The organism is Herminiimonas sp. KBW02 (assembly GCF_003852535.1).
Classification (GTDB): domain Bacteria; phylum Pseudomonadota; class Gammaproteobacteria; order Burkholderiales; family Burkholderiaceae_D; genus Oxalicibacterium.
Window position 1 is genome coordinate 268,712 of record NZ_QAJP01000008.1, and the last position, 23,902, is coordinate 292,613.

Below are 23,902 nucleotides of genomic sequence, written 5' to 3' on the forward strand. Positions count from 1 at the left end.
TACGTTCGCATCGCGCTGCTCAGCTCACGGCATCACGGATGCGCGACCTCGACCCAGCCGAAGCCCTCTTCCTGGCATGCAATCATGACCTCGGCCTGATCGGCCAACACTCCGGTCAAGGCTGCCCGCGCCAGCTCCGGCGTATTGTTTTTCAGGCTGAGATGGGCACCCACTATCCTTTGCAGCCGTGACTTGTCCAGCGCTGCCAGTATCTCCCCCGCCGCATGATTCGACAGATGGCCGTACTCGCCGCCTATACGCTGCTTGAGTGACGGTGGATAAGTGGAATTGATGAGCATGTCGCGATCGTGATTGCACTCCAGCATCAAGGCATCACAACCGTCCAGCGCGGCTATCATATGCGCCGTACCATGCCCGGCATCAGTCAGCACTCCCAGGCTGCGTGCGCCGTCTCTGGCAACGTATTGCACCGGTTCACGGGCATCGTGCGGCACGGTATAGGGCGACAGCTCCAGGTCACCTATCGCAAAGCGCTCACTGTCACGACAGAAGTGCAGTTGCACGCCGTCACACTTATCCTGTACCGCCTGATATGTGCCATAGGTCAGCCAGACCGGCAACTTGTGACGACGGGCGAACTTGAATACGCCGCCTACATGATCCTGATGTTCGTGGGTAACGATAATGCCGGAGAGATCCGTCGGGAGCATCTGCAATCTGGCCAGACGTCTTTCGGTTTCCTTGATGCCGAAGCCGCAATCCAGCATCAGCGTAGTACGCGTGCTGCCGGATTGGGTAGAAATGAGTAAAGCGTTTCCTTCACTGCCACTGCCGAGGCTGGCAAATTTCATGCGCAGGCCTCGTCAGCGGGCATTACCACAAATTACTTCAGTTGCTCGTTCAACAGACTCAGGATACGTTCGCCTGTTTTCGACGATTCCAGCTTGCCGTCGCTGTTCAGCACAGTGATCTGGCTGGTATCGCCGGAGCTCTTGATGGCGACGCGATAGCGCGCTGCGGCTTTATCCTTGTCTGCCTTGGAAGAACCAAAGGTGAACAGATTCGCGAAGAAACCTTTTTTCTCGGTGTTTTTCGCATCATCGCCCTGATCTACGTAACGCACGAAGTACAGACCCTGACTGCGATCACGATCTTCGACAGTGAAGCCGACGCGATCCAGCGCCAGGCCAACACGACGCCATGCACGTTCAAAGCTTTCATCGACCTGTACGTAATTGCCGCTAGGCGCCTTGATTAGTTTGGCGCGCGAAGATTGCGCCACGACGTTGGCAACAGCTGCTTTGGCACGGGTATCTTCAGCACCCAGCGCAACCATCAGGCGCGACAGGAATTCCGCTTCCAGATCAGGATCCGAAGCACGCGCGGTCCACACGGTGGTTTCCTTGTCGGTGCCGGTCAGCACTTCTTCGGCGCCGCGGTGGCTGATGTAAATCTCGGTCGTGCCGCTGGTGCCGCGTTCCAGACGGGTACGGAACTTGTCGCGCTCACCGGTCGAGTACAGCGAATCGAATACTTTGCCCAGAGTCGAGCGGATAAAATCTTGCGGGATTTTGGCGCGGTTTTCTGCCCAATCGGTTTCCATCACGCCGGATTGTGGTGCTTCCAGGTTGATCAGGAAGCCGTTGTCTTGCCAGAAATCCTTAACCTTCGGCCACAAGACTTCAGGCGCCTGATTGACCACCAGCCAGCGCTGCGAACCATCGCGCTCTACGCGAATATCGTTGAAAGCCTTGGGTGCAACAGTAGCAGCCTGTTCCGCCGGACGTGTGGTCTGTTGCGCGTTATACGAAGAAGCCGTGGCAGTACCACGGTTTGTATCCGGCAAGGCGTAACGGTTTTCACGTTGCAACTGGGTCAGATCAGGAGGAATTTCCAGCGTAGGCGTCTTTTTCACCTCGCTTTTGTAGTCGATGCGTCCTGGCTCGAGGATCGAATTGATGGAACTGCATCCAGCCAGACCACCAGTGAGCGCGAGCAAGTAAATCATTCCACGTTTTGCGAAGCTACTTTGAGCCATGTAAGAAATCTTCCGAGTAATTATGTTGAATACTTAAAAAGCTAGTTCAGCTGGCAACTTCGGCTGCGAACGTCAAATCAAGGCTGATTGAGCGGGCTTATTGTAATACACCCGATTCACGCAGCGCGGCACGCACAGTTTCGTGAAACTCTGCAGCCAGCGGCACGATAGGCAAACGCATGCCCGACGAAATCAATCCCATCTCAACCATTGCCCATTTCACAGGAACCGGATTTGGTTCGATGAACAGCTTGTTGTGCAATGGAATCATTTTGTTGTTGATTTCGACCGCTTCAGCGACGCGCTGGTTCACTGCCGCATCACACAACTGATGCATTGCACGTGGGGCGACGTTGGCTGTGACAGAGATATTGCCTTTGGCACCGCAGAACATCAGCGCCATTGCGGTTGCATCGTCACCTGAATACACCGCGAAATCTTTACCTACCTGGCGCAGCAATTCAGTGCCGCGACCGATGTTGCCGGTTGCATCCTTGACGCCGATGATGCCTGGTACTTTCGACAGACGCACGATAGTGTCGTTCGACATGTCGGCTACGGTACGACCAGGGACGTTGTACAGGATCACAGGCAAATCAACCGCTTCAGCGATTTTTTTGAAGTGCTGGTACATGCCTTCCTGGGTCGGACGGTTGTAGTAAGGAACAACCTGCAACGACGCATCTGCGCCCACATCCTTGGCGAACTGGGTCAGCTCGATCGCTTCAGAGGTCGAGTTACCGCCGGTACCGGCAATGACAGGGACGCGCTTGGCGGTGTGCTCTACCGCGACGCGGATCAGCTCGCAATGTTCTTCAACTGAGACTGTCGGCGATTCACCGGTAGTACCGACGATCACGATGCCGTCCGTACCTTCTGCGATGTGCCAATCAATCAATTTACGCAAGCCTGGTATATCGAGTGTACCGTCGGCGTGCATGGGAGTAACGATTGCGACTAAGCTGCCCTGAATCATAGTAGTGTGTGAGCGAAAAAATTGGAGAATATTAGATTGTAGCGGATCGCCTGCTTATGTGGTGTGCTCTTGCAAAGAATAGAAGCTCAATTTAAGCGCAGATTGGTGGCTTTCGGGCCTTTATCGGCCTTAATCAGGCAAATTCTTTGCACCATGGCTGGTTTCGGCTCATCGACATAACCGTCCTCATAAGCCACCACTTGCAGCCCGTACTGCCGCGCAACCTCCAGCAATTCCCCGTGCGCCAGCAGGAAATCCGGGTTGGACGGCTTGCCAAACTGCTCATTTCCCAGCGCGAAGGTTTCGTAGATCAGCACGCCATGGTCCGCCAGGCTGGCCACCATGCTGCCCCAGAGCGGGCGATGCAGGTAGTTGGTGACAACGATGCCGGCAAACCTGGCTGCGGCAAACGGCCAGGTTGCGGCCGGATCATCGGTTTCCAGATCAACTTGCATGGTCTGGATACCGGGACCCGCGGCCAACGCCAGCGCTTCTGCATTCCGGTCGACTGCCAGTACCGCATGTCCATGCTGCGCCAGCAAACGGCTATGGCGCCCTGCTCCGCAAGCCAGATCCATCACCTCACCAGCCGGAATCAGCGGTGCAAAGCGTGTGACCCAGGCTGAAGCCCGGTCCATTGCATTATGTGCGTTAGTGCCTGGCATCTGCATCATCGGTTGTTGTGACACGCAAACTCAGTTCAGTAAAAAAGTAAGGGGAGAAATCAATAGCAACAAACCGGTCTCGGCTATCGTCATGACCGGCACCATCCAGAAATGCAGCACCTTCAAAAAGACCAGCGCCAGCACGATAAAGAAGCCATATGGCTCCAGCTGCGCAAACTTGTACGCATATTTATTCGGCAGCAGACTGGTCATGATGCGCCCGCCGTCCAGAGGTGGAATCGGAAACAGGTTAAACGCAAAAATCACCAGGTTGGTCAGGATCCCGGCCTGCGCCATGCGCATGAGGAATTCTTCGGTAGAACCGAAAGCGTGCAGGAAGACTGCCAGCAACATCCACATCAGGGCCATCACCAGATTCGCAGCCGGGCCGGCCAGCGCGACAAAAGCCATCTGCTTCTTGGGATTGCGCAAATTACCGAAATTGACCGGCACCGGCTTCGCGTAACCGAACAGAAACGGGCTACCTGCGAAATACAGCACGATAGGAATCAGCAAGGTACCGATAGGATCGATGTGCTTGATCGGGTTCAGGCTCATGCGCCCTTGTGCATAAGCAGTAGTGTCGCCGAAGTATTTGGCAGCATACGCATGCGCAGCTTCATGCAAGGTAATCGCAAACACGATAGGCAATGCATAAACGGAAAAGGTTTGAATAAGATCGTTCATCGGCAGAATTTTATCAGAGGGGATGCCGTCGTTTGTGACAACGGCGTAAGCAATCGGATATATACCCCCTCAGCACAGACATGGCGGCATACAAGACGCGCTTACCGGCCAGAGCCGACAAGCGCGATGGGAAAGGTTAGAACCCGAAGGGAACGGGCTATTTGGGCGTATTGCTGCGTTGCGCCGCTTGCCAAGGGGGCCACCCTTGGCGGCGCGACACGCCTTGCACTACCTCCCAAATAGCCGCGTTCGCACGCGCGGATATTGGTGAAATGAGTTCTCATTACAGACCGAACAGTGCAACATCGCCGCGCCCCTGGCGCTGCAATACGGGTTCACCGCTGGTCAGATCGATCACGGTAGTCGGCTCAAAACTGCAGGCGCCACCATCTATCACCAGATCCACCACCTTGTTCAGGCGGTCGCGCACCTCTTCCGGATCGGTCAGCGGCTCATCTTCACCCGGCAGGATCAATGTGGTGCCCAGCAAAGGTTGCGCCAATTCTTCCAGCAAGGCATGCACGATGCGGTTTTCCGGCACACGCAAACCTATCGTCTTGCGCGACGGGTGACTGAGGCGACGCGGCACTTCCTTGGTCGCTTCGAGGATGAAAGTGTAAGCACCCGGCGTGGCCGCTTTCAGCAAACGGTACTGCTGGTTATCCACTTTGGCGTACAGAGAAATCTCACTCAGGTCACGGCACAGCAGCGTCAGGTGATGCTTGTCGTCGACATTACGGATGCGACGCAGGCGCGCCACGGCATCCTTGTCGTCAAGATGACAGACCAGCGCATAGCAGGAATCCGTCGGCAAGGCGACGATGCCGCCATCTCTGACGATTTGCACAGCCTGATTAATCAGGCGCGCTTGCGGATTGTCCGGATGAATTTGAAAAAATTGGCTCATAAAATAAGAGCGGCGGCAGCTATTAAGCCACCGCCGCCACGCGTTCCTTTTTTAAAAAATTATCGCAGGTTACGCAATGCGGCAATACGATCTTCGATAGGCGGATGACTGGAGAACAAGGCAGCAAATCCAGGCTTATCGTTGATACCCAGCGAGGCCAGACCTTCAGGCAAGCTGGTCGGCTCTATGCCGCCCAGACGCGCCAAAGCTTTCATCATCGGTTGCGGGCTACCCAGCAATTTGGCGGCACCAGCATCCGCACGATATTCGCGATGACGCGAAAACCATGCGACGATCACCGAAGCGGCAATACCGAACACGATTTGCGACACGATCACGGTAATCGTATAACCGATGCCCTGGCTGTTATTGTTGTCACGCGAGATCGCACGATCAACAAAGTAACCAACCACACGCGACAGGAACACAACGAAGGTATTGACCACGCCTTGTACCAGCGTCATGGTCACCATGTCGCCATTGGCAACGTGGGCTACTTCATGTGCGAGCACGGCTTCAACTTCTTCCTTGGTCATGCTTTGCAGCAGTCCGGTCGACACCGCAACCAGGGCGGAATCACGGAAAGCGCCGGTCGCGAATGCATTCGGCTCGCCATCGTAAACAGCGACTTCCGGTGTGCGGATACCAGCACGTTGTGCCAGCTTGCCGACGGTGTCAACCAGCCACAATTCAGTGCTCGACGACGGCGCATCAATGACGCGTGCACCAGTTGACCACTTCGCCATCGGCTTGCTGATCAGCAGCGAGATGATGGAACCGGTAAAGCCAACCACCAGCGAGAATACCAGCAGCATAGGCAGGTTCAGTCCAGCCTGCGAGATAAAGCGGTCTACGCCCAGCAGTGACAGAACCACAGACATCACCGCGATAACTGCAATATTCGTCGCGATGAACAGGAAAATACGTTTCATTCAATAGCCTCCAGAGGGGGGTTAAGAGCGATTCCTAAATAAGACCGCAATCGAAAATTTCAATAGTGTAACTCACTGTTTTTAACGAAATCTTCACAACTTTTACCACCCCCAGTTATGCCATACCGGTTTGACACCCGTTGGCAACGGCGGCAAGCCGCCCAGATCAACGCGCGATTCGCCGGGGCCATGAAAATCGGAACCGCGTGAAGCGAGGAAATCATAATCCTTTGCCACCTTCGCATAAAAATCATATTGGTCGACGGTATGACTACCTGTCGTCACTTCGATTCCGACACCGCCGAAGGATTTAAATTCCTTAAACAAGGCGTCAAATGCGAGATCAGTAAATTTATAGCGTCCAGGATGCGCAATCACTGCGATGCCGCCGGCAGCACGTATCCAGTCCACCGAGTTCTGCAAACTGGCCCAGCGATGCGGGACAAAGCCAGGCTTGCCTTCCCCCAGATAATTAGCAAAAACATCATGCAGGTTATTGCACAAACCCAGTTCGATGATGTAACGCGCAAAGTGGGTACGTGAAATCAGGTCGGGATTATCGACGAATTTAAGTGCACCTTCATATGCACCTTTGATACCTATTTTTTCCAGTTGCGCGGCAATCTCACGCGCACGTGGTTCGCGCCCGCCACGGGTACTGGCCAGACCCTGAACCAGGGTTTCATTGGTTTCATCTATCTGCAAACCAACGATGTGCACGGTCTGTCCGGACCAGGTGATCGAAATCTCCACGCCCGCGACAAAGGGTAAATCCAGCGCGGCAGCAGCAGTACGTGCTTCCGCCAGGCCGCCGACTTCATCGTGATCGGTCATTGCCCATACATCGACGCCATTTTCCTTGGCGCGTGCAGCCAGAGCCGTCGGCGTCAAAGTACCGTCAGAAAAAATGGAGTGGCAGTGTAGGTCAGCGTTTAACATGCAGATTCAATAGTGTTGCGCCAGCAGAAGCGCATAGTAGGATTGTACGCGTGATGGCGCTGATTTGCTGTACGGCAAAAGACGATAGACGGCTTCAGGCCAGGAATTGTTCCATCGCAGCAGCCAGTTTTTCCGGTTGGTCATGTTGCAGCATGTGCCCCGCATCATCGAGCAGCACTACCTGCGCATCGGCAATACAGGCGATCCGTTCAGCGATCACCGCACGCGGATCAGTACCGAAACGCGCCAGCAGTTCACTCTGCTTGCCCTCCACCCATAAGACCGGCGCCGTAATCGCACGCCAGCAAGCCAGCACCTCTTCAATGCGATACAGATAAGGATTCGATAATCGATGTGCAGGATCAGCCTGCAACTCCCACCGCCCGTCCTTATCAGGTACCGCCCAATGGACAGATAAAAATGCCGCACGTTCATTATTCAGACGCGGATTATTCTTTTGCAGACGACGCGCCACCTCAGCTGAACTGCCATAGTTACGGAGTAGCGGCGGCTCACGCAGCTCATCCAGCCAATTGGTAAATCGCGCAGGCGCATCCTGCGCTTGCGTCGCCGGCATGCCAAAACCCTCTAGCAAAACCAGGCGCTTTACCCGTTGCGAGCGCACACCTGCATAAATGCCAGCGACGTTCGCACCCAGGCTATGTCCGAGCAGATTGACCGCATGCTCCGGTGAATAATGCTGCAGGATGGCATCCAGATCGGCCAGGTAATCAGGAAACCAATAGTTACCGGCAGCGTGATCCGTCAGACCGAAGCCGCGCCAATCCGGTGCAATCACATGCCACTCACCTTGCAGGCTATCGACCAGGAACTGGAACGAAGCAGACACATCCATCCAGCCATGCAACATGAACAGGACAGGTGCATCGGGCTCGCCCCAATGCCGTATGTGGTATTGCAAACCGCGGATAGTGATCCATTCTGAATACGAAGACTTCATGCTGAATTCAATAAAAAAAACGTGGGTAAAAATATCTCTGCAAAACGACTTGCAGTGGCCGCGCATGACTACTAAGCATTTTACATTCCAGCCACAGTCATATCTGGTCCGCGTAACCGCACCAGCGTAAACAAACAAAGCGCGCCGACAGCAGAACTGGCGGCGCGCTTTGCTGATAACTGATGTTATTTGCTGGTGTTGTCTTTAGCCGAGTCTTGCATTTTCACGCCGACTTCTTCGACCTTTTTACCGGCAGCGTCAGTCATGTTTGCCGCGCCCTGGGTGATGTCAGCCTTGGCTTTTTCTGCTTCGGCACTAACCTTGGCAGCGGCTTCATCTATCTTCTGTCCGGCAGCGGCTGCAGCCTGGTCAATCTTCTGACCGGTAGTTTCCGCCGGGCCACCGCTGACTTCTTCTTTTTTCTGACAAGCGGCCAGTCCTGCGATCAACACACTTGCTGCCAGTAGCGAAATGATAGTTTTGCTTGAATTCATGATTTTCCCTTTTTATGAAGTGATACGAACAAGATGTCTCAAACCAAATTGCACTGGCTGAGAGACACCCCTACGCATTGCGATTATCGATACGACAATCTTTCCATCAGACTAAGAACGTTGAATCAAGTTTCCATTTATGCAGTAACAGGGTGTAACAAATGCAAACAACAGGTGAAGCAGAAATCTAACGTGGGTCGCCTTGCAGCGCCTCCAGCTCCAGCTCACTGAAACCGGCCGCCCTGCGCGCATCCAGATTGAAAGGCCCACGTAAAACAGGTGCTTTGTAGTGCAAGGCCAAATCAGCATAACTTGTCACCGGATCAATCCCGCGCTCATCGCACAGCACTTTATACCAGTGATTGCCTATCGCCACGTGCCCTATCTCGTCGCGCAGGATGATATCCAGTATCTCTGCCGCCGCCTGATCGCCGGCCTGCGCCAGCTTGGCCCGGGTCAGTGGTGTCGCATCCAGCCCGCGTGCTTCCAGCGTACGCGGCACCAGCGCCATGCGCGCCAGGATGTCGCCGCTGGTTTTGTCTGCCATTTCCCACATACTGTTGTGTGCCGGGAAATCGCCATATTGATGACCCAGTATCTGCAAATGCCCGGCCAGCAGCGAGAAATGCAGCGCCTCTTCACCCGCCACCTGCAACCAGTCTGCGTAGTAAGCCGCCGGCATACCGGCAAAGCGCCAGATGGCGTCCAGCGCCAGGTTGATCGCGTTGAACTCGATATGCGTCAGCGCATGGATCAGCGCAGCGCGTCCTTCGGTCGTGCGCATAGAGCGATGTTTAACAAATTTGGGCGAGATCAGCTCGGGCAAGAGCGGGCGTCCCGGTATGCTCACCTGTGCCTCTAAATTGGCACCCGGATCCAGTCCGATCATCCCCTCACCCCAGGATTTTGCCAATTCGATCACACCTACAGCCTTGGCGGTGGCGTCAGTCTGCCCGGCCCAGTGCAAGGCCAGTGCGCGCAATTCAATATGTGCGCCGGGCGCGGATGCGAGGATATTCATGTGAGTGACGTAAAATAGCGCTTTACGCTTTACTTTATTAAAGCAGCCAGGCCCGGCGCCTAAATTCATCCGGCGCGGGACTTCCAATTCAGGAATGCGACCCCATCTGGGGAGATTGATCCGGCTACGGGACTTGTAGCCTTGCCTTCAGGCACGATTAAAACCTTACTATTCTACTGACAACATGGCCATCTACCAATTAGGCGAGCACGTCCCCGATATTGCCGCCAGCGCGTATGTGACGGATACCGCCACCGTAGTCGGACGCGTCACGATCAAGGACAACTCCAGCGTCTGGTTCCAGGTTGCCATCCGCGGTGACAACGAAGACATCACGATAGGCCGCAACTGCAATCTGCAGGAAGGCGCTGTACTGCATGCAGACCCCGGCTTTCCGCTGACACTGGCAGACAATGTCAGCGTCGGACATCAGGCCATGATACATGGCTGCAGCATAGGTGAAGGTTCATTAGTCGGAATCCAGGCCATCATTCTGAACGGCGCAAAAATCGGCAAGAACTGCCTGGTCGGTGCCGGTGCACTGGTCACCGAAGGCAAGGAATTCCCGGATAACTCGCTGATCCTGGGCGCACCTGCCCGGGCCATACGCACACTGAATGAGGCGGACGTCGCCAACTTGCAGCGCATTGCCAACAGCTATGTAGAACGTGCGCGCGAATTTAAAGATAAATTGAAACGGATAGGATAAGCATGACCGATACACTACAAAAATTCATGTTCGAAAACACTGCGGTACGCGGTGAACTGGTCGATGTTTCCGAAACATGGAAGCATGTGCAGGCACGACGTGAATATCCTGCAGCGGTGAAAACAATACTCGGCGAAATGCTGTCGGCCGCTGCACTCCTGTCCGCCAACCTGAAATTCAACGGCGCCATCGTGATGCAAATCCACGGCGACGGTCCGCTGCGTTTGCTGGTGGTTGAATGTGACTCCGACCTGAATATGCGCGCAACGGCCAAACTGTCGGACACCGCAGTCATCGCCGACGATGCAACCCTGCCGCAACTGGTCAACCAGAATGGCGGCGGCCGCTTTGTCATTACACTGGATCCGAAAGATAAACTGCCGGGCCAGCAAGCGTATCAGGGCATCGTACCGCTGGATGGCGAATCGGTAGCGACCGTCATCGAAAACTACATGATGCGCTCAGAACAGCTGGACACCCGCCTGTGGCTGGCGGCTGACGCCCATGTCTCACGTGGTTTGCTGCTGCAAAAATTGCCAGGCGAAGGCGGCATCAAGTCGGCCAGCGGTGAAGAGATGGAACCATGGGATCGCTCCGTGATGCTGGCGTCCACCCTGCGCACCGAAGAATTGCTCTCGACTGATATCGAAACTGTGATGCGTCGCCTGTTCTGGGAAGAAGACATCCGCATTTTCGATCCGAAACATCCGAACTTCCTGTGCACCTGCACACGCGAAAAAGTCGGCTCCATGCTGAAGATGCTGGGTCAGGCGGAAGTGGATTCGGCGTTAGAAGAAATGGGGAAACTGGCGATAGACTGCGACTTCTGCGGTCAGCATTACGAGTTCGATCCGGTCGATTGCGCACAACTGTTCGTCAGCGAAGCACCGGTAGAAACCCTGATTCCGGCCAGCCCGATCAAGCACTGATGCAAAATACGATGCGTGTCATGCGACACGCATCATTCAACGTTTTTCTTTGGGTTCTATGACAGGCGGGGGAATGGCGACGAAGTTGGATTTCTTGCTAGGGTCAAGAATCTGCACGAACACTTCGTTTTCCTTGATCATGCCCAGCTCGTAACGGGCGCGTTCTTCAACGGCGCCGGTACCTTCCTTCAAATCCTGCACTTCAGAATTCAGCTTGGCGTTACGCGCCTTGAGCTCATCATTCTTTTTCTGTGCCGCGACCACCTGGTGATCGAGATCCCATACGCGCAGCCAGCCGCCCTTCCCCAGCCAGAGCGGGAATTGGATCAGCACTACCAGCGCTGCGAGACAAAGAATAATGAGGCGCATCAGACATCTACAAGGAAATTCCGGTCATTCAGCAAAGCTGCATGACCGGATAGCGCTTACTTCAGATTGTAGAATGCACCGCGACCTGGATAGCTCGCGATATCACCCAAATCTTCTTCTATGCGCAGCAATTGGTTGTACTTCGCCATACGATCCGAACGCGACATCGAGCCGGTTTTGATTTGCAGCGAATTGGTGCCAACTGCGATATCCGCAATGGTCGAATCTTCGGTTTCGCCCGAGCGATGCGAAATCACAGCGGTGTAACCAGCACGTTTCGCCATTTCAATCGCAGCGAACGTTTCGGTCAGGGTACCGATCTGGTTGATCTTGATCAGGATCGAGTTAGCGATGTTTTTCTGGATGCCTTCACGCAGGATCTTGGTGTTGGTCACGAACAAATCGTCGCCGACCAATTGCACTTTTTTACCCAATGCGTTGGTCAGTGTCGCCCAGCCTTCCCAATCGTTTTCAGCCATGCCGTCTTCGATCGAGATGATAGGGTATTTGTCGCACCAGGTGCCCAGCAGGTTGGTGAAGTCAGCGCTCGACAAGGTCATGCCTTCGCCGGACAGATTGTATTTGCCATCTTTGTAGAATTCGCTGGCTGCGCAATCCAGGCCCAGAGCGATCTGTGTACCTGGCTCGTAGCCGGCTTGTTCGATCGCTTGCAGGATCAGTTTGATCGCTGCTTCGTGATTTTCCACCGAAGGAGCGAAACCGCCTTCATCACCTACCGAAGTTGGCAAGCCTTTGTCATTGATGATTTTTTTCAGGGTGTGGAACACTTCCGCACCGTAGCGGATGGCTTCGCGGAAGCTAGGCGCACCGACTGGAATAATCATGAATTCTTGCAAATCCAGATTGTTGTTTGCGTGTGCACCGCCGTTGATGACGTTCATCATAGGCACAGGCATTTGCATTGCGCCGGAACCGCCGAAGTAGCGATACAGTGGCAAGCCGGACTCTTCAGCCGCTGCTTTGGCAACTGCCATCGACACTGCCAAAGTAGCGTTTGCGCCCAGGCGCGATTTGCTTTCGGTACCATCGAGATCGATCAGGGTACGGTCAAGGAAAGCCTGTTCGTTGGCATCCAGGCCCATGATCGCTTCGGAGATTTCGGTGTTGATGTTCTCACATGCCTTCAACACGCCTTTGCCGAAATAACGACTCTTGTCGCCATCGCGCAATTCGATTGCTTCGCGCGAACCGGTCGACGCGCCGGACGGTACGGCCGCACGGCCCATGACACCGGATTCCAGCAAGACATCGCATTCAACGGTCGGATTGCCGCGTGAATCAATTACTTCGCGACCAATGATGTCAACAATTGCACTCATCTAATTCTCCTAAATTACAAATTCTTTTAACGTTTGTATGAATATGGAAGCTGCTTCGATACTCGTTGCCGGGTTTATATCCCCTTTACTTCTTGGCCTGCCCTGCATGTTTGTGTGCCAGCGCCGCCTTGATGAACGAGATGAACAACGGATGTCCGTCACGCGGGGTTGACTTGAACTCAGGGTGATACTGCACGCCGACATACCAAGGGTGCGCGGTACGTGGCAATTCCATGATTTCACACAGGGATTCGGTTGGTGTGCGCGCCGAAACAATCAGGCCTGCATCTTCAACACGACCAAGATAATGATTATTTGCTTCATAGCGATGACGGTGACGCTCGGTCACTTCATTGCCATAGATTTCTGCTGCCAGCGTACCCGGCTTGACTGCACAGGTTTGCGCACCCAGGCGCATGGTGCCGCCCAGATCGGAATTGGCATCACGACGTTCTACTTTGCCGTCATGGTTTTGCCATTCATTGATCAGTGCTACCACTGGTTGTTCGGTGTCCGGATCGAACTCGGTCGAGTTGGCTTTAGTCAGACCAGCCACATCGCGCGCATATTCAATCAGCGCGACTTGCATGCCGAGGCAGATGCCGAGGTAAGGGATTTTGCTTTCGCGGGCAAAACGGGCAGAAGCAATCTTGCCTTCTACACCGCGCTTGCCGAAGCCGCCAGGTACCAGGATCGCATCGTACTTGGCCAGGCATTGCGGACCGGTCGATTCGATTTCTTCCGAATCCAGGTACTCGATATTGACGCGGCTTTCGGTATGAATGCCGGCGTGACGCAATGCTTCCGTCAGCGATTTGTACGACTCGGTCAGGTCGACGTACTTACCGACCATACCGATGGTGACGCTGTCTTTTGGATTTTCCAGTGCATGTACCAGTTTGGTCCAGATCGACAGATCGGCCGGTTTTGGCGACAAGGCGAGTTTTTCGCAAACGATGCGATCCAGGCCCTGGTCATGCAGCATTTGAGGAATCTTGTAAATCGTGTCGGCATCCCAGACCGAGATAACCGCGTCTTCCTGTACGTTCGAGAACAGCGAAATCTTCGCCCGTTCATCATCAGGAATCTGGCGATCTGCACGGCACAGCAAGGCGTCTGGCGAAATACCGATTTCACGCAGTTTTTGTACGCTGTGCTGGGTCGGTTTGGTTTTCAGTTCACCGGCAGACGCGAGGTAAGGAACCAGGGTCAGGTGCACAAATGCGGCAGCGTTACGGCCGGCGCGCAAACTCAGTTGACGGGCAGCTTCGAGGAAAGGCAACGATTCGATATCGCCGACCGTACCGCCGATTTCCACCAGAGCAACATCAAAACCTTCAGCGCCACGATGGATGTAATCCTGGATCTCGTTGGTGATGTGCGGAATAACCTGCACCGTCTTGCCCAGATACTCACCGCGACGTTCCTTGCGGATCACGGATTCATAAATCTGGCCGGTCGTAAAGTTATTCACCTTGCGCATCTTGGCGGTGATGAAGCGTTCATAGTGACCGAGATCGAGATCGGTCTCGGCGCCGTCTTCGGTAACGAAGACTTCACCGTGCTGGAACGGACTCATCGTGCCTGGATCAACGTTGATATACGGATCGAGCTTGAGAAGAGTGACTTTGAGGCCGCGCGATTCGAGGATCGCAGCGAGAGAGGCGGCGGCTATCCCTTTACCGAGGGAAGACACAACGCCGCCAGTGACGAATACAAACTTGGTCATTACAGAAGGTGCCGAATGGCACGTGCGGGAAATTCAAATTATACCGCAAACCCACCTGGTTCTTCGAGGTTTTCAGATGAATTTAAAGCCGGCGAAACAAATTCTCCGGTTTCCCTCCTGCCGCGTTCAGGCCTGTATCGGCAAAACCTTGTGGCACAAGGCTTTGCGCAAAAAACCAGTGACAGTACAAAAATCGCAACGCCAGCCGAAGTACCCTGTCAACGGCCATACCAGTAGCGCGCATGCTCGCTGCGATAATCGCTCACTTGCAGCTGCTGGCCGAAATGCAGGCTGATGGCGCCGGTATCATCGCTGCGCAGGCGTGAAATCCCCAAAGCGCCGTAGCGATCATAGACTTCCTGCTTGGGATGACGGTAACGGTTGCGGTAACCGACCTGGAACACTGCAAATTGCGGATCGACGGCACGCAGGAAAGGCTCGGTCGATGAGGTACCGCTGCCGTGATGCGGCGCCAGCAATATATCGGCGCGCAACATATCTGCCTGATTGGCGACCAGCTCCGCCTCCTGCCGCGCTTCTATATCGCCAGGCAACAGGATGGCGTGCTCGCCCAGCGTAATCTTCAGCGTGCAACTGCGCGCATTTGGCTTCCACTTGCTGCTCTCGTAACTATCAGTTGACGGATGCAACACCTCAAACCGCGCACCATCCCACTCCCAAGTCTGCCCGGCCGCACAACGCTGGTGCGGCGGCCCGCTATTCACTATCGGGTGATCGAGCGGCAGCGAACTCGACAGCTGCGCGACTTCGACTTCCTTCAATATTGACAAGGCTCCGCCCGAATGGTCGTTGTCGCTATGCGAAATCATCACACCGTCGAGCCGGTTAATCCCGCGCGCATGCAGATAAGGCAGGATGACGCGATTGCCGCCGTCCGATTCCGGCGCGTAAACCGGCCCGGTATCGTAGAGCAGGCGGTGTTTTTCCGTTTCCACCAGCAAGGCCATGCCCTGCCCTACATCAAAGGCCGTCACCCACATTTCACCCGCACGCGGATGAGCCGCAGTATTCAACAGCAAGGGCAACCAGGCAAATGCGCCCAGGTATCGCGCAGGCCAGCCACGCGGCGCCAGCATCCAGACCGTGCCAGACAGGGCCAGCGCAAACATCCACCATGCAGGAATAGGCACAGTCCAGACGGCCAATTGCCAGCCACTCATCCAGCCCAGCAATTGCGCCAGCTCCCGGATCAGGAAATGCGCAAACTCCAGACACCAGCCGGATAAAGGCGCGGGCAACACGCTGCCTGCCAGTGCCAGCGGCGTAACAAAGAAACTGACTAGCGGTATCGCCACCGCATTGGCGATCGGACTGACCAGTGAAGCCTGGCCAAACAACAATACGGTAAACGGCACCAGCCCTATCGTGACTGCGTATTGCGTCAACCCGGCGTTCTTCAATGCAACACGCCAACGCGATTGTGCAGACTGGGCGGGTGCCCGCGCCCGTCCGACGCTGACATACATGATCACTGCAACAGCGCCGAAAGAGAGCCAGAAACCCGGCCCCAGTACCGCCCAAGGATCAAGCACCACCACCACACCCAAGGCTACACACAAGACATAAGAAACGCTGGTAATCCGGCCGTACCACAAGGCCAGCGCCACCACCGTCAGCATATACAGCGTGCGCTGCGCAGGCACTCCGGAACCGGCCAGCAAGACATACACCAGAGCTGCCAGACCGCCCGCCAGCGCCGCGGCTTTTTGCGCCGGCAGCAGCAAAGGCAACCTGGCTAAAGTGAAAAAAGAACGCCGCCACAATGCAAAGACCAGACCGGCAAACATGGCGGCGATCATGGTGATATGCAAACCGGAAATTGAGATCAGATGAGAGACGCCGGTCCGGTTGAATACCGCCCAGTCCGATTGGCTGATAGCGCGCTGATCACCCACCACCAGCGCCACGATCACACCCGCATAGGGCTTCCCATCCAGCGTTCGTTCAATACGTTGCCGCAACCAGCCGCGACTACGCTCGACCACATTATTGAAACTGAACACAAACGGAGAGAGTCGCTGATTCTTCAGCTCGGCTTTTTGATCCGGACGCACATAACCAGTGGCACGGATATTCTGCTCCAGCAACCAGCGCTCGTAATCAAAACCATACGGATTGGCATTGCCATGCGGGCGCTTCAGTCGCAAGGTCAGCTGCCAGCGCTCACCGGCATGTATCTCGCTAATTGGTGTCGCATCCGCCGGATTAAAGGATGAGTACCAGGACAAAGCCAGCTTGCCCGGTATGGTCGGCACCACGCCTTCCAGCGGCAAAACTTCTTCAACCGCAAAGTTGAAACGCACACCACGTTCAACATAATTCGGCAGGCTGGAGATCGTTCCAATCACGGTGATGTCCTTGCCCTCCAGATCCTTCGCCAACTCATGCGACAAATAATATTGCGCGAATAAAGCTGCCCAGATGAAGCCCAGGATCGCACCAAACAGTACGAATAAAGGGGGCTTGAGTTTTTGCAAGATGGAGTGACGCGCCAGTGCGATCAATACACAGGCAGCAATCAGAAGCAGCAGGATGGTGAAATATTGCGGCAGCGTAGCGCGTGTTTGTAGCCAGGCGGCCCCTATGACAAAGCCGAGGATTGCACTACGCATGCCTGCAGCTAGATAAAGCCGCCCAGCCGCGGCATCACGGCAAGCGCATTGGCGGTCGTCTGGCGTGCGACGACGTCCAGCGGCAGTTCACGCAATTCAGCCAGCACCTGGCCTATACGTGGCAATTGCTCAGGACTATTGCGCTCAGGGTGCAACCAGGCCGGAGAAATATCGGGCGCATCGGTTTCCAGCACGATGGCTTCAATCGGCAAGGTCGCCGCCATGCGCCTGATCTGCAGCGCACGCGTAAAAGTCATGGCACCGCCAAAACCGAGTTTGAAATTGAGAGAGATAAAGGTTTCAGCCTGCTGGAAGCTGCCGTTGAAAGCATGTGCAATGCCGCCGACCACTTTTATGCGACGCAAGTATTTCAGGATGCTGTCCTGCGAACGCCGCACATGGAGCAACACCGGCAAGTCAAAATCACGCGCGATCTTGAGCTGTTCTGCATAAAAGAATTCCTGCTTCTCGCGCATCTCCGGCGTGGTCAGCATAGGCACAAAAAAATCCAGGCCTATCTCACCCAATGCGACAAAACGGGGATCGTTCATCGCAGCAGCCACCGTCTCGCGCAACAGCGCGAGATCACTCTCCTGTGCCTGCGGTACATAGATGGGATGGATGCCGAGGGCGTAACTGCAATTGGCATGCTTGCGCGCCAGCTCAGCCACCGTCACGAAGTTGTCGCGCGCAACCGCCGGGATCACGATCATGCTGACCTCACTTTGCGCCGCACCGACTGCAATGGTGTCTTCAACACCCGCAAACTCAGCCGCATCCAGATGACAGTGTGTATCTACCCACATATCAACGATGCGCAATCAGATGATAGAAGTGCAAATCATCCATAGCTATCCCGAAAATCAATCCGTATAAGGCTGCAGCCCCTCATCCGACAAACGCAGAATCCGGTCGCAGTGCGTCGCCAGCTCAACATCATGCGTCACGATGATAAACGCGGTGCCCAAAGTACGTGACAACTCCAGCATCAGGTCGAAAGTTTTTTGCGCAGTCGCTCTATCCAGGTTACCGGTAGGTTCATCTGCCAGTACGCAAGCCGGTTGCGTCACCAGCGCCCGCGCCAGTGCCACCCGTTGTCGCTCACCACCGGACAACTCACCCGGCACGTGTGTGACGCGATGCTCAAGACCGACCCGCGCCAATATTTTGCGCGCTGTTTCATGCGCTTCCGCACGTGGCACACGCCGTATCATCAGCGGCATCGCCACATTATCCAACGCAGAAAACTCTGGTAAGAGATGATGGAACTGATACACAAAGCCCAGCGACTGGTTACGCAAGTCACCACGCTTCTTTTCATCCAGCGTCGCAAAGTCCTGCCCCAGCAAGGTCACCGAACCTTCACTAGGCGTATCCAGGCCACCTAGCAAATGCAGCAAGGTTGATTTGCCGGAACCAGAAGCGCCGACGATGGCCACGCGTTCGCCCTTGACGATATCCAGGCTGATGCCTTTCAGCACATTGACCGCATACTTCCCTTGCGTGAAAGTCTTAGCCAGATCGCGACACGCCAATACTTGATCACTCATAACGCAATGCCTCCGCAGGTTTTACGCGGGCAGCCCACCAGCTTGGGTACAGCGTCGCAACAAAAGAAAGTACCACGGCCACGCTACCGATCGTCCAGACATCGTTCCAGCGCAAATCGGATGGCAGTTCGCTAATCAGATAAATATCCTTAGGCAGGAACTGCACCTGCAGCAAGCGTTCGATGAACGGCACGATCACATCGATATTCGAAGCGATCAGCACACCACCACCGACACCCAGCGCAGTACCTATCAGACCGACCAAAGCGCCCTGGATCATGAAGATCTTCATGATGGAACGCGGCGAAGCACCGAGGGTACGCAGAATTGCGATGTCGGCTTGCTTGTCGGTCACTGTCATCACCAAGGTAGACACCAGATTGAATGCCGCTACCGCGATAATCAGGGTCAGAATGATGAACATCATGCGTTTTTCTGTCTGCACCGCAGCGAACCAGTTACGGTTCTGACGCGACCAGTCACGTATCAGCACATTGCCGCTGATGACTTGCGTCAAATCCATCGCTACCTGCGGCGCCTGTTGCATATCCTTGATCTTCAGGCGCAAACCGGAGGGCGCCGGCAGCTTGAACATGGTCATCGCATCATTAATATGGATGAAGGCCAGCGTCGAATCGTATTCAAAGTGACCAGAATCAAAAATCCCGGCCACGGTAAATTGCTTGAGACGCGGGATTACACCTGCTGGCGTAACCTGCCCTTGCGGCGCGATCATCGTCACCTTGTCACCCAGTTGCGCGCCCATGCTGCGTGCCAGCTCATTGCCCAGCACGATATTAAATTCACCTGCGCGCAAATTATTCAGACTGCCCTGACGCACCTGTGACGCGACGTCCGAAACTTTAGGCTCTTCTGCCGGCAACACACCACGCACCGCGACACCACGCAAAGTGTCATCACGCGTCATCATGGCCTGTGCATCCACATACGGTGCAGCGCCCAGTACTTCTTTATTGGTGAAGGCTTCACGCGCAGTCGCCTGCCAGTCCGGCAACGCACCTTGCGGCTCAAAGATTTCTATATGTGAGAGCACCGACAGCATGCGGTCACGCACTTCCTTCTGGAAGCCGTTCATGACCGACAACACAATAATCAGTGCCGCCACGCCGAGCGCGATACCCGCCATCGAAATCAGCGAGATAAATGAAATAAAGCTGTTACGACCACTACGTCGTCCGGCACGCGTATAACGTATGCCGACCAGCCATTCGAAAGATAGGTTTTTTATGATGCTCAAAGAGGGCTCCTGAATGCAGCACGCAGTTTGCCATACATTCCCCCTTGCCAGCACGGCACAAGGTTGAAAAGCGGCAAGCGTACCAGCGATTGACTATGCCATATCTATTTACGTTCCCGGCAGATACAAATGCAGATAACGGTCCAGACAACGATCCAGATAGCAGCGGATCACGCAATTGCCCTACAATCGCGGCATGACTCAACTTGCACTCCTATTACCGTACGCCCTGCCACAGAAAGAATTGGCACGCGACCTGCTGCGTGAGCTGAAAACGCCCGCACTCGCCACCCTGCTCGGACGCGGCGATATAAACGAACATCAGGTATTGGACGGCTTTGCCCGCAGCCTGCCGCATGAAGCCTGGCTCGCGCAGCAATTCGGCCTGGACAGCGCGGACGACACCAGCCCCGCGGCAGCACGCAATGCCATGGCCGCTTACGGCCTGCCAGCCACCGACGGTGCCTGGTTCATCCTGCAGCCGGTGCATTTACATATCGCCCGCGACCATCTGGTCCTGACCGATCCGCAACAATTGCAATTGGCTGAAGAAGACGCACGCGCCCTGTTTGACGTCGTGCAGCCCTTGTTTGCAGAAACCGGACAAGCGCTGCTGTATGGCGATGCGCAAACCTGGTTCCTGCGCGCCGACGACTTATCTGCTTTGCAGACGTCAACTCCGGGCGCAGCCTGCGGTCACAACATCGACATCTGGATGCCCAAGGGCGAAAAAGCGCGTGACTGGCGGCGCCTGCAAAACGAAGTACAAATGCATTGGCATGCCCATCCGACCAATGAAGCACGTGAAATGCGCGGCCTGAAACCAGTCAACTCAGTCTGGCTATGGGGCGCCACAAACAGCAATAATACGGCTCCGGCACAGAAATTTGAAGAAACGTTCAGTTTATCTGCCGAGCACAATCCGCTGGTCGGCGCAGAGCTGAGGCAGCGTGCCGTGAGCTCCGCCGCCGAGCTGCTGGCCACCCACCCGCAGCGCGGACTGCTCACACTGGACAGCCTGATTGCCCCGGCCATGGCTGGTGACTGGGCGGAATGGCTGGTGCGCCTGCAAGCGATGGAAAGCATCTGGTTCGCACCTTTGCTGGAAGCACTGAAGAATGGTCAGCTCGATCAGCTCAGCATCACGCTCAGCAATAACACCGCCTTATCGACCATCACCAGCAGCAAATCATCGTTGCGCAAATTCTGGCGCAAAGCATCACTCGCACGACTGGCACCATGACCCGTATCACGACTCGCCCCTACCCCTTCCGCGACGCCGAACGCATGCTGCAAAGCGGCGTGCACCCGGTCATGGCACGTCTGTATGCCGCACGCGGCTTGCTCGACATCAAGGAATTGAATAGCGAACTGACTGCTCTGATTCCACCGCCCGGTTTGCTGCAAATAGACGTCGCAGCCAGCTACCTGGCCGACGCGATTGCCGCCAAAAAGAAACTCGTCATCGTCGCCGACTACGATTGCGATGGCGCGACCGCCTGTGCGGTTGCGCTGCGTGGTTTGCGCGCGATGGGTGCCATCGTCGACTTCATCGTGCCGAATCGCTTTGAATACGGCTACGGCCTGACGCCGGAAATCGTCGCACTCGCGGTCCGCGAAAAAACACCCGACGTCATCGTCACCGTCGACAACGGCATCGCCAGCATAGACGGCGTCGCCGAAGCCAATCGCCGCGGCATCGACGTGGTCGTGACCGATCATCACTTGCCCGCAGACACCTTGCCAGCAGCGCGCGTGATCGTGAACCCGAACCAGCCGGATTGCGGCTTCCCGAGCAAAAACCTGGCCGGCGTCGGCGTCATGTTTTACGTGCTGCTGGCCTTGCGTGCCGAAATGCGCAAACGCGGTGTCTTCGATGCGCAGACGCAACCCAAGCTGGATACCCTGCTCGATCTGGTCGCCCTCGGCACCGTGGCCGACGTGGTCAAGCTCGACGCCAACAACCGCATCCTGGTCGCCCAAGGTTTGAAGCGCATGCGCGCCGGACGCATGCATGCAGGCGTTGCCGCCCTGTTCCGCGCGGCAGGACGTGAAGCACGTCGCGCCTCACCGTTCGACCTTGGCTTTGCACTGGGGCCGCGCCTGAATGCCGCCGGTCGCCTGTCGGACATGTCGCTAGGCATAGAATGCCTGACCACTGATGACGAAGGCCGTGCCTGGGCTATCGCGCAGCAACTCGATGAAATCAATCGTGAACGTCGCACCATCGAAGCGGATATGCAGGACACCGCACTGCTCTTGCTGGAAAACTTCAATCCGCAAGACAAGACCACCATCAGCGTGTTTGATCCGAGCTGGCATCAGGGTGTAATCGGTATCGTTGCTTCACGCCTGAAAGACAAGTTTTACCGCCCGACGATTACCTTTGCCGATGCTGGCGATGGCTGGATCAAGGGTTCAGGTCGCTCAATTGCTGGCTTCCATTTGCGCGACGCGCTAGACCTGGTATCCAAGCACGCGCCCACACTGATAGATAAATTCGGCGGCCATGCGATGGCGGCTGGCTTGACGATACGGGCAGATGCGCTGGAAGCGTTTACGGCAGCGTTTGAAGCGGTAGGCAAGGACTGGCTGGATCAGAATCAGCTGGAACGCGTAGTGGAAACCGACGGCCCGCTGGAAACCGCTTACTTCACCACGCAATTCATAGAATTGATGGAAGCACAGGTTTGGGGTCAGGGCTTTGCGCCACCGGTTTTCTGCGATGAGTTCCGCGTCGTCAATCAACGCATCCTGAAAGAACGCCACCTCAAGCTGACACTGGAAAAAGATGGTGCCAGCTATGACGCTATCTGGTTCGGGCACATAGACTCACTACCGAGTCGTGCGCGTGTAGCCTTCCGTCTGGATGCAAATGAATTCAATGGCAGAACCCGCGTCCAGTTGCTGGTCGAGCATGCGGAAGCTGCCAGCTAAATCTGTTCAAGCAAGCAGGTGTCAACGCACCGGCAGAAATTGCAGGAAGGAACCACCGATCAGGTTTTGCACATAGGTGATACCGGCGCGGCGGTACTTCTCAGTCAGGAACTCGGCCATCAGGTCGAGTCGACCAACTACCTTGCCGAATTCCCGCTCAAAGCTCAGGTTCCGCCCGTTTTCGCTGATATCGTCCGCCAGCAGCAAGACCTTGCCATTACTGTCGCGCCTGCTGCCCAGCAGCCACACCGCGATTTCGATATTGCGCGCTGCATTGTAGATATGCTGCGCGTCCAGCCCGTCTATCAGGAAAAATTCGGTTTTGCCGTCATGTGCGGCAACGATCATGTCGGCACTGCTGTAAATCAGCGCCGCCACCCGGTCGCCGCTGAACTCAGGGCTCAGAGCCAGGGACAAGGCCTTGATGTCGCGCTGCCCCTGCAAGCCCGGCCAGGCCTGACGCTGCGCCACCGCCGCCCGCACCCGCTTGATGCTTTCTTCGCGGCTGGTGCCGGTTTTACGCCATTCGGCAGGATTGCGCCGGTACAGCTTATCCATCAGCAGGTACAAGCTTTCCAGATTGTCACGCATGGCGATGGTCGCGATCCGGTTGGTATCCGACTGCGCCATCTCTTTACCGCTGGCTGACATACCCTTGACTTCCCCGCGTGGCGCCGGGGTCGTGGAACAGCCTGTCAGTACCGCACATACGCAAAAAAACGCGCAAATGTGTCGCGACCGCTCCATATTTGTTACTCCCTGAGTAATATTTATCAGTAGTCTTAATATTGAAAAAACGATATCCCAAGCCAGTTTGCCCTAGAAACTGGCTTAAAAGCAAACACTAGCTCAGGTATAATTCACGGT

The 23,902-nt window shown here is 55.4% G+C and carries 23 protein-coding genes; 4 read left to right on the top strand and 19 right to left on the bottom strand.

Features of this window, described 5'->3' with window-relative positions; translation table 11 throughout:
- Nucleotides 1-32: 32 nt before the first annotated feature.
- The 11 genes from DBR37_RS14520 to DBR37_RS14570 form a co-directional block, all read right to left on the bottom strand.
- Entirely contained in the window at nt 33-812 is a 780-nt protein-coding gene (locus DBR37_RS14520; RefSeq protein ID WP_124575194.1) for an MBL fold metallo-hydrolase, read from the bottom strand.
- A gap of 32 nt (nt 813-844) precedes the next feature.
- A complete protein-coding gene (gene bamC / locus DBR37_RS14525) occupies nt 845-1,969 on the bottom strand; it encodes an outer membrane protein assembly factor BamC (protein WP_233588390.1) in 1,125 nt (374 codons plus the stop codon).
- A 127-nt stretch (nt 1,970-2,096) separates the two neighbouring features.
- The gene (gene dapA / locus DBR37_RS14530; RefSeq protein WP_124575195.1) at nt 2,097-2,975 is read right to left on the bottom strand and encodes a 4-hydroxy-tetrahydrodipicolinate synthase; all 879 of its coding nucleotides are present in this window, start codon (nt 2,973-2,975) and stop codon (nt 2,097-2,099) included.
- An 86-nt stretch (nt 2,976-3,061) separates the two neighbouring features.
- Nucleotides 3,062-3,640: a class I SAM-dependent methyltransferase gene (locus DBR37_RS14535; RefSeq protein WP_370454266.1), complete on the bottom strand. Its 579-nt coding sequence runs from the start codon at nt 3,638-3,640 to the stop codon at nt 3,062-3,064.
- A 30-nt stretch (nt 3,641-3,670) separates the two neighbouring features.
- A complete protein-coding gene (locus DBR37_RS14540; protein WP_124575196.1) occupies nt 3,671-4,327 on the bottom strand; it encodes a site-2 protease family protein in 657 nt (218 codons plus the stop codon).
- 283 nt (nt 4,328-4,610) lie between these two features.
- Nucleotides 4,611-5,234, bottom strand: a complete 624-nt coding sequence (locus tag DBR37_RS14545; protein WP_124575197.1) for an L-threonylcarbamoyladenylate synthase — start codon at nt 5,232-5,234, stop codon at nt 4,611-4,613.
- A gap of 59 nt (nt 5,235-5,293) precedes the next feature.
- Nucleotides 5,294-6,166 carry a protease HtpX gene (gene htpX, locus DBR37_RS14550; RefSeq protein ID WP_124575198.1) on the bottom strand — a complete coding sequence of 291 codons (873 nt, stop codon included), beginning with the start codon at nt 6,164-6,166 and terminating at the stop codon, nt 5,294-5,296.
- A gap of 102 nt (nt 6,167-6,268) precedes the next feature.
- The gene (locus DBR37_RS14555) at nt 6,269-7,105 is read right to left on the bottom strand and encodes a 3',5'-nucleoside bisphosphate phosphatase (RefSeq protein WP_124575199.1); all 837 of its coding nucleotides are present in this window, start codon (nt 7,103-7,105) and stop codon (nt 6,269-6,271) included.
- A 94-nt stretch (nt 7,106-7,199) separates the two neighbouring features.
- Complete coding sequence (locus DBR37_RS14560; RefSeq protein WP_124575200.1) at nt 7,200-8,066, bottom strand: alpha/beta fold hydrolase; 867 nt, start codon at nt 8,064-8,066, stop codon at nt 7,200-7,202.
- A gap of 185 nt (nt 8,067-8,251) precedes the next feature.
- Nucleotides 8,252-8,560, bottom strand: coding sequence for a hypothetical protein (locus tag DBR37_RS14565; protein WP_124575201.1), 309 nt, complete (start codon nt 8,558-8,560; stop codon nt 8,252-8,254).
- Between the two features lie 187 nt (nt 8,561-8,747).
- Nucleotides 8,748-9,581: a ferritin-like domain-containing protein gene (locus DBR37_RS14570; RefSeq protein WP_124575202.1), complete on the bottom strand. Its 834-nt coding sequence runs from the start codon at nt 9,579-9,581 to the stop codon at nt 8,748-8,750.
- Between the two features lie 184 nt (nt 9,582-9,765).
- On the opposite strand from DBR37_RS14570, the gene DBR37_RS14575 reads away from it, so the two are divergent.
- Together DBR37_RS14575 and hslO are read left to right on the top strand one after the other, a co-directional pair.
- On the top strand, nt 9,766-10,290 hold the full coding sequence (locus DBR37_RS14575) for a gamma carbonic anhydrase family protein (RefSeq protein WP_124575203.1): 525 nt from the start codon (nt 9,766-9,768) through the stop codon (nt 10,288-10,290).
- A gap of 2 nt (nt 10,291-10,292) precedes the next feature.
- Entirely contained in the window at nt 10,293-11,219 is a 927-nt protein-coding gene (gene hslO, locus DBR37_RS14580) for an Hsp33 family molecular chaperone HslO (protein ID WP_124575204.1), read from the top strand.
- A 36-nt stretch (nt 11,220-11,255) separates the two neighbouring features.
- Here the strand turns inward: hslO and ftsB are convergent, their stop codons facing one another.
- The 7 genes from ftsB to DBR37_RS14615 all read right to left on the bottom strand — a co-directional run bounded on the left by ftsB (nt 11,256) and on the right by DBR37_RS14615 (nt 20,098).
- On the bottom strand, nt 11,256-11,588 hold the full coding sequence (gene ftsB, locus DBR37_RS14585) for a cell division protein FtsB (RefSeq protein ID WP_124575205.1): 333 nt from the start codon (nt 11,586-11,588) through the stop codon (nt 11,256-11,258).
- 56 nt (nt 11,589-11,644) lie between these two features.
- Nucleotides 11,645-12,928: a phosphopyruvate hydratase gene (gene eno, locus DBR37_RS14590; protein WP_124575206.1), complete on the bottom strand. Its 1,284-nt coding sequence runs from the start codon at nt 12,926-12,928 to the stop codon at nt 11,645-11,647.
- Between the two features lie 85 nt (nt 12,929-13,013).
- Nucleotides 13,014-14,657 carry a CTP synthase gene (locus DBR37_RS14595; RefSeq protein ID WP_124575207.1) on the bottom strand — a complete coding sequence of 548 codons (1,644 nt, stop codon included), beginning with the start codon at nt 14,655-14,657 and terminating at the stop codon, nt 13,014-13,016.
- A 218-nt stretch (nt 14,658-14,875) separates the two neighbouring features.
- Entirely contained in the window at nt 14,876-17,290 is a 2,415-nt protein-coding gene (locus DBR37_RS14600) for a DNA internalization-related competence protein ComEC/Rec2 (RefSeq protein ID WP_124575208.1), read from the bottom strand.
- An 8-nt stretch (nt 17,291-17,298) separates the two neighbouring features.
- Complete coding sequence (locus DBR37_RS14605; protein ID WP_124575209.1) at nt 17,299-18,096, bottom strand: TatD family hydrolase; 798 nt, start codon at nt 18,094-18,096, stop codon at nt 17,299-17,301.
- A 57-nt stretch (nt 18,097-18,153) separates the two neighbouring features.
- Nucleotides 18,154-18,840 (bottom strand): lipoprotein-releasing ABC transporter ATP-binding protein LolD, encoded by a 687-nt coding sequence (gene lolD, locus DBR37_RS14610; protein WP_124575210.1) that lies wholly within the window; start codon nt 18,838-18,840, stop codon nt 18,154-18,156.
- Nucleotides 18,833-20,098 (bottom strand): lipoprotein-releasing ABC transporter permease subunit, encoded by a 1,266-nt coding sequence (locus DBR37_RS14615; protein ID WP_124575211.1) that lies wholly within the window; start codon nt 20,096-20,098, stop codon nt 18,833-18,835. Before DBR37_RS14615 ends, lolD begins: the two co-directional genes overlap by 8 nt.
- 196 nt (nt 20,099-20,294) lie before the next feature.
- Here DBR37_RS14615 and DBR37_RS14620 point away from each other — a divergent pair, with 196 nt between their 5' ends.
- Entirely contained in the window at nt 20,295-21,341 is a 1,047-nt protein-coding gene (locus DBR37_RS14620; RefSeq protein ID WP_124575212.1) for a hypothetical protein, read from the top strand.
- Nucleotides 21,338-23,035 carry a single-stranded-DNA-specific exonuclease RecJ gene (recJ, locus tag DBR37_RS14625; protein ID WP_124575213.1) on the top strand — a complete coding sequence of 566 codons (1,698 nt, stop codon included), beginning with the start codon at nt 21,338-21,340 and terminating at the stop codon, nt 23,033-23,035. The genes DBR37_RS14620 and recJ overlap by 4 nt, the downstream gene beginning before the upstream one ends.
- A gap of 21 nt (nt 23,036-23,056) precedes the next feature.
- Here recJ and DBR37_RS14630 read toward each other — a convergent pair whose 3' ends face one another.
- Entirely contained in the window at nt 23,057-23,782 is a 726-nt protein-coding gene (locus DBR37_RS14630) for a hypothetical protein (protein WP_124575214.1), read from the bottom strand.
- Nucleotides 23,783-23,902 lie beyond the last annotated feature (120 nt).

Coding starts and splice junctions, on each gene's coding strand:
- DBR37_RS14570 (WP_124575202.1), bottom strand. CDS start 9,581: ATGAATATCCTCGCATCCGCGCCCGGCGCACATATTGAATTGCGCGCA.
- DBR37_RS14595 (WP_124575207.1), bottom strand. CDS start 14,657: ATGACCAAGTTTGTATTCGTCACTGGCGGCGTTGTGTCTTCCCTCGGT.
- recJ (WP_124575213.1), top strand. CDS start 21,338: ATGACCCGTATCACGACTCGCCCCTACCCCTTCCGCGACGCCGAACGC.
- eno (WP_124575206.1), bottom strand. CDS start 12,928: ATGAGTGCAATTGTTGACATCATTGGTCGCGAAGTAATTGATTCACGC.
- DBR37_RS14520 (WP_124575194.1), bottom strand. CDS start 812: ATGAAATTTGCCAGCCTCGGCAGTGGCAGTGAAGGAAACGCTTTACTC.
- DBR37_RS14545 (WP_124575197.1), bottom strand. CDS start 5,234: ATGAGCCAATTTTTTCAAATTCATCCGGACAATCCGCAAGCGCGCCTG.
- DBR37_RS14535 (WP_370454266.1), bottom strand. CDS start 3,640: ATGCCAGGCACTAACGCACATAATGCAATGGACCGGGCTTCAGCCTGG.
- bamC (WP_233588390.1), bottom strand. CDS start 1,969: ATGATTTACTTGCTCGCGCTCACTGGTGGTCTGGCTGGATGCAGTTCC.
- DBR37_RS14560 (WP_124575200.1), bottom strand. CDS start 8,066: ATGAAGTCTTCGTATTCAGAATGGATCACTATCCGCGGTTTGCAATAC.
- DBR37_RS14540 (WP_124575196.1), bottom strand. CDS start 4,327: ATGAACGATCTTATTCAAACCTTTTCCGTTTATGCATTGCCTATCGTG.
- lolD (WP_124575210.1), bottom strand. CDS start 18,840: ATGAGTGATCAAGTATTGGCGTGTCGCGATCTGGCTAAGACTTTCACG.
- DBR37_RS14620 (WP_124575212.1), top strand. CDS start 20,295: ATGACTCAACTTGCACTCCTATTACCGTACGCCCTGCCACAGAAAGAA.
- DBR37_RS14575 (WP_124575203.1), top strand. CDS start 9,766: ATGGCCATCTACCAATTAGGCGAGCACGTCCCCGATATTGCCGCCAGC.
- DBR37_RS14600 (WP_124575208.1), bottom strand. CDS start 17,290: ATGCGTAGTGCAATCCTCGGCTTTGTCATAGGGGCCGCCTGGCTACAA.
- htpX (WP_124575198.1), bottom strand. CDS start 6,166: ATGAAACGTATTTTCCTGTTCATCGCGACGAATATTGCAGTTATCGCG.
- DBR37_RS14555 (WP_124575199.1), bottom strand. CDS start 7,105: ATGTTAAACGCTGACCTACACTGCCACTCCATTTTTTCTGACGGTACT.
- DBR37_RS14630 (WP_124575214.1), bottom strand. CDS start 23,782: ATGGAGCGGTCGCGACACATTTGCGCGTTTTTTTGCGTATGTGCGGTA.
- dapA (WP_124575195.1), bottom strand. CDS start 2,975: ATGATTCAGGGCAGCTTAGTCGCAATCGTTACTCCCATGCACGCCGAC.
- ftsB (WP_124575205.1), bottom strand. CDS start 11,588: ATGCGCCTCATTATTCTTTGTCTCGCAGCGCTGGTAGTGCTGATCCAA.
- hslO (WP_124575204.1), top strand. CDS start 10,293: ATGACCGATACACTACAAAAATTCATGTTCGAAAACACTGCGGTACGC.
- DBR37_RS14565 (WP_124575201.1), bottom strand. CDS start 8,560: ATGAATTCAAGCAAAACTATCATTTCGCTACTGGCAGCAAGTGTGTTG.
- DBR37_RS14605 (WP_124575209.1), bottom strand. CDS start 18,096: ATGTGGGTAGATACACACTGTCATCTGGATGCGGCTGAGTTTGCGGGT.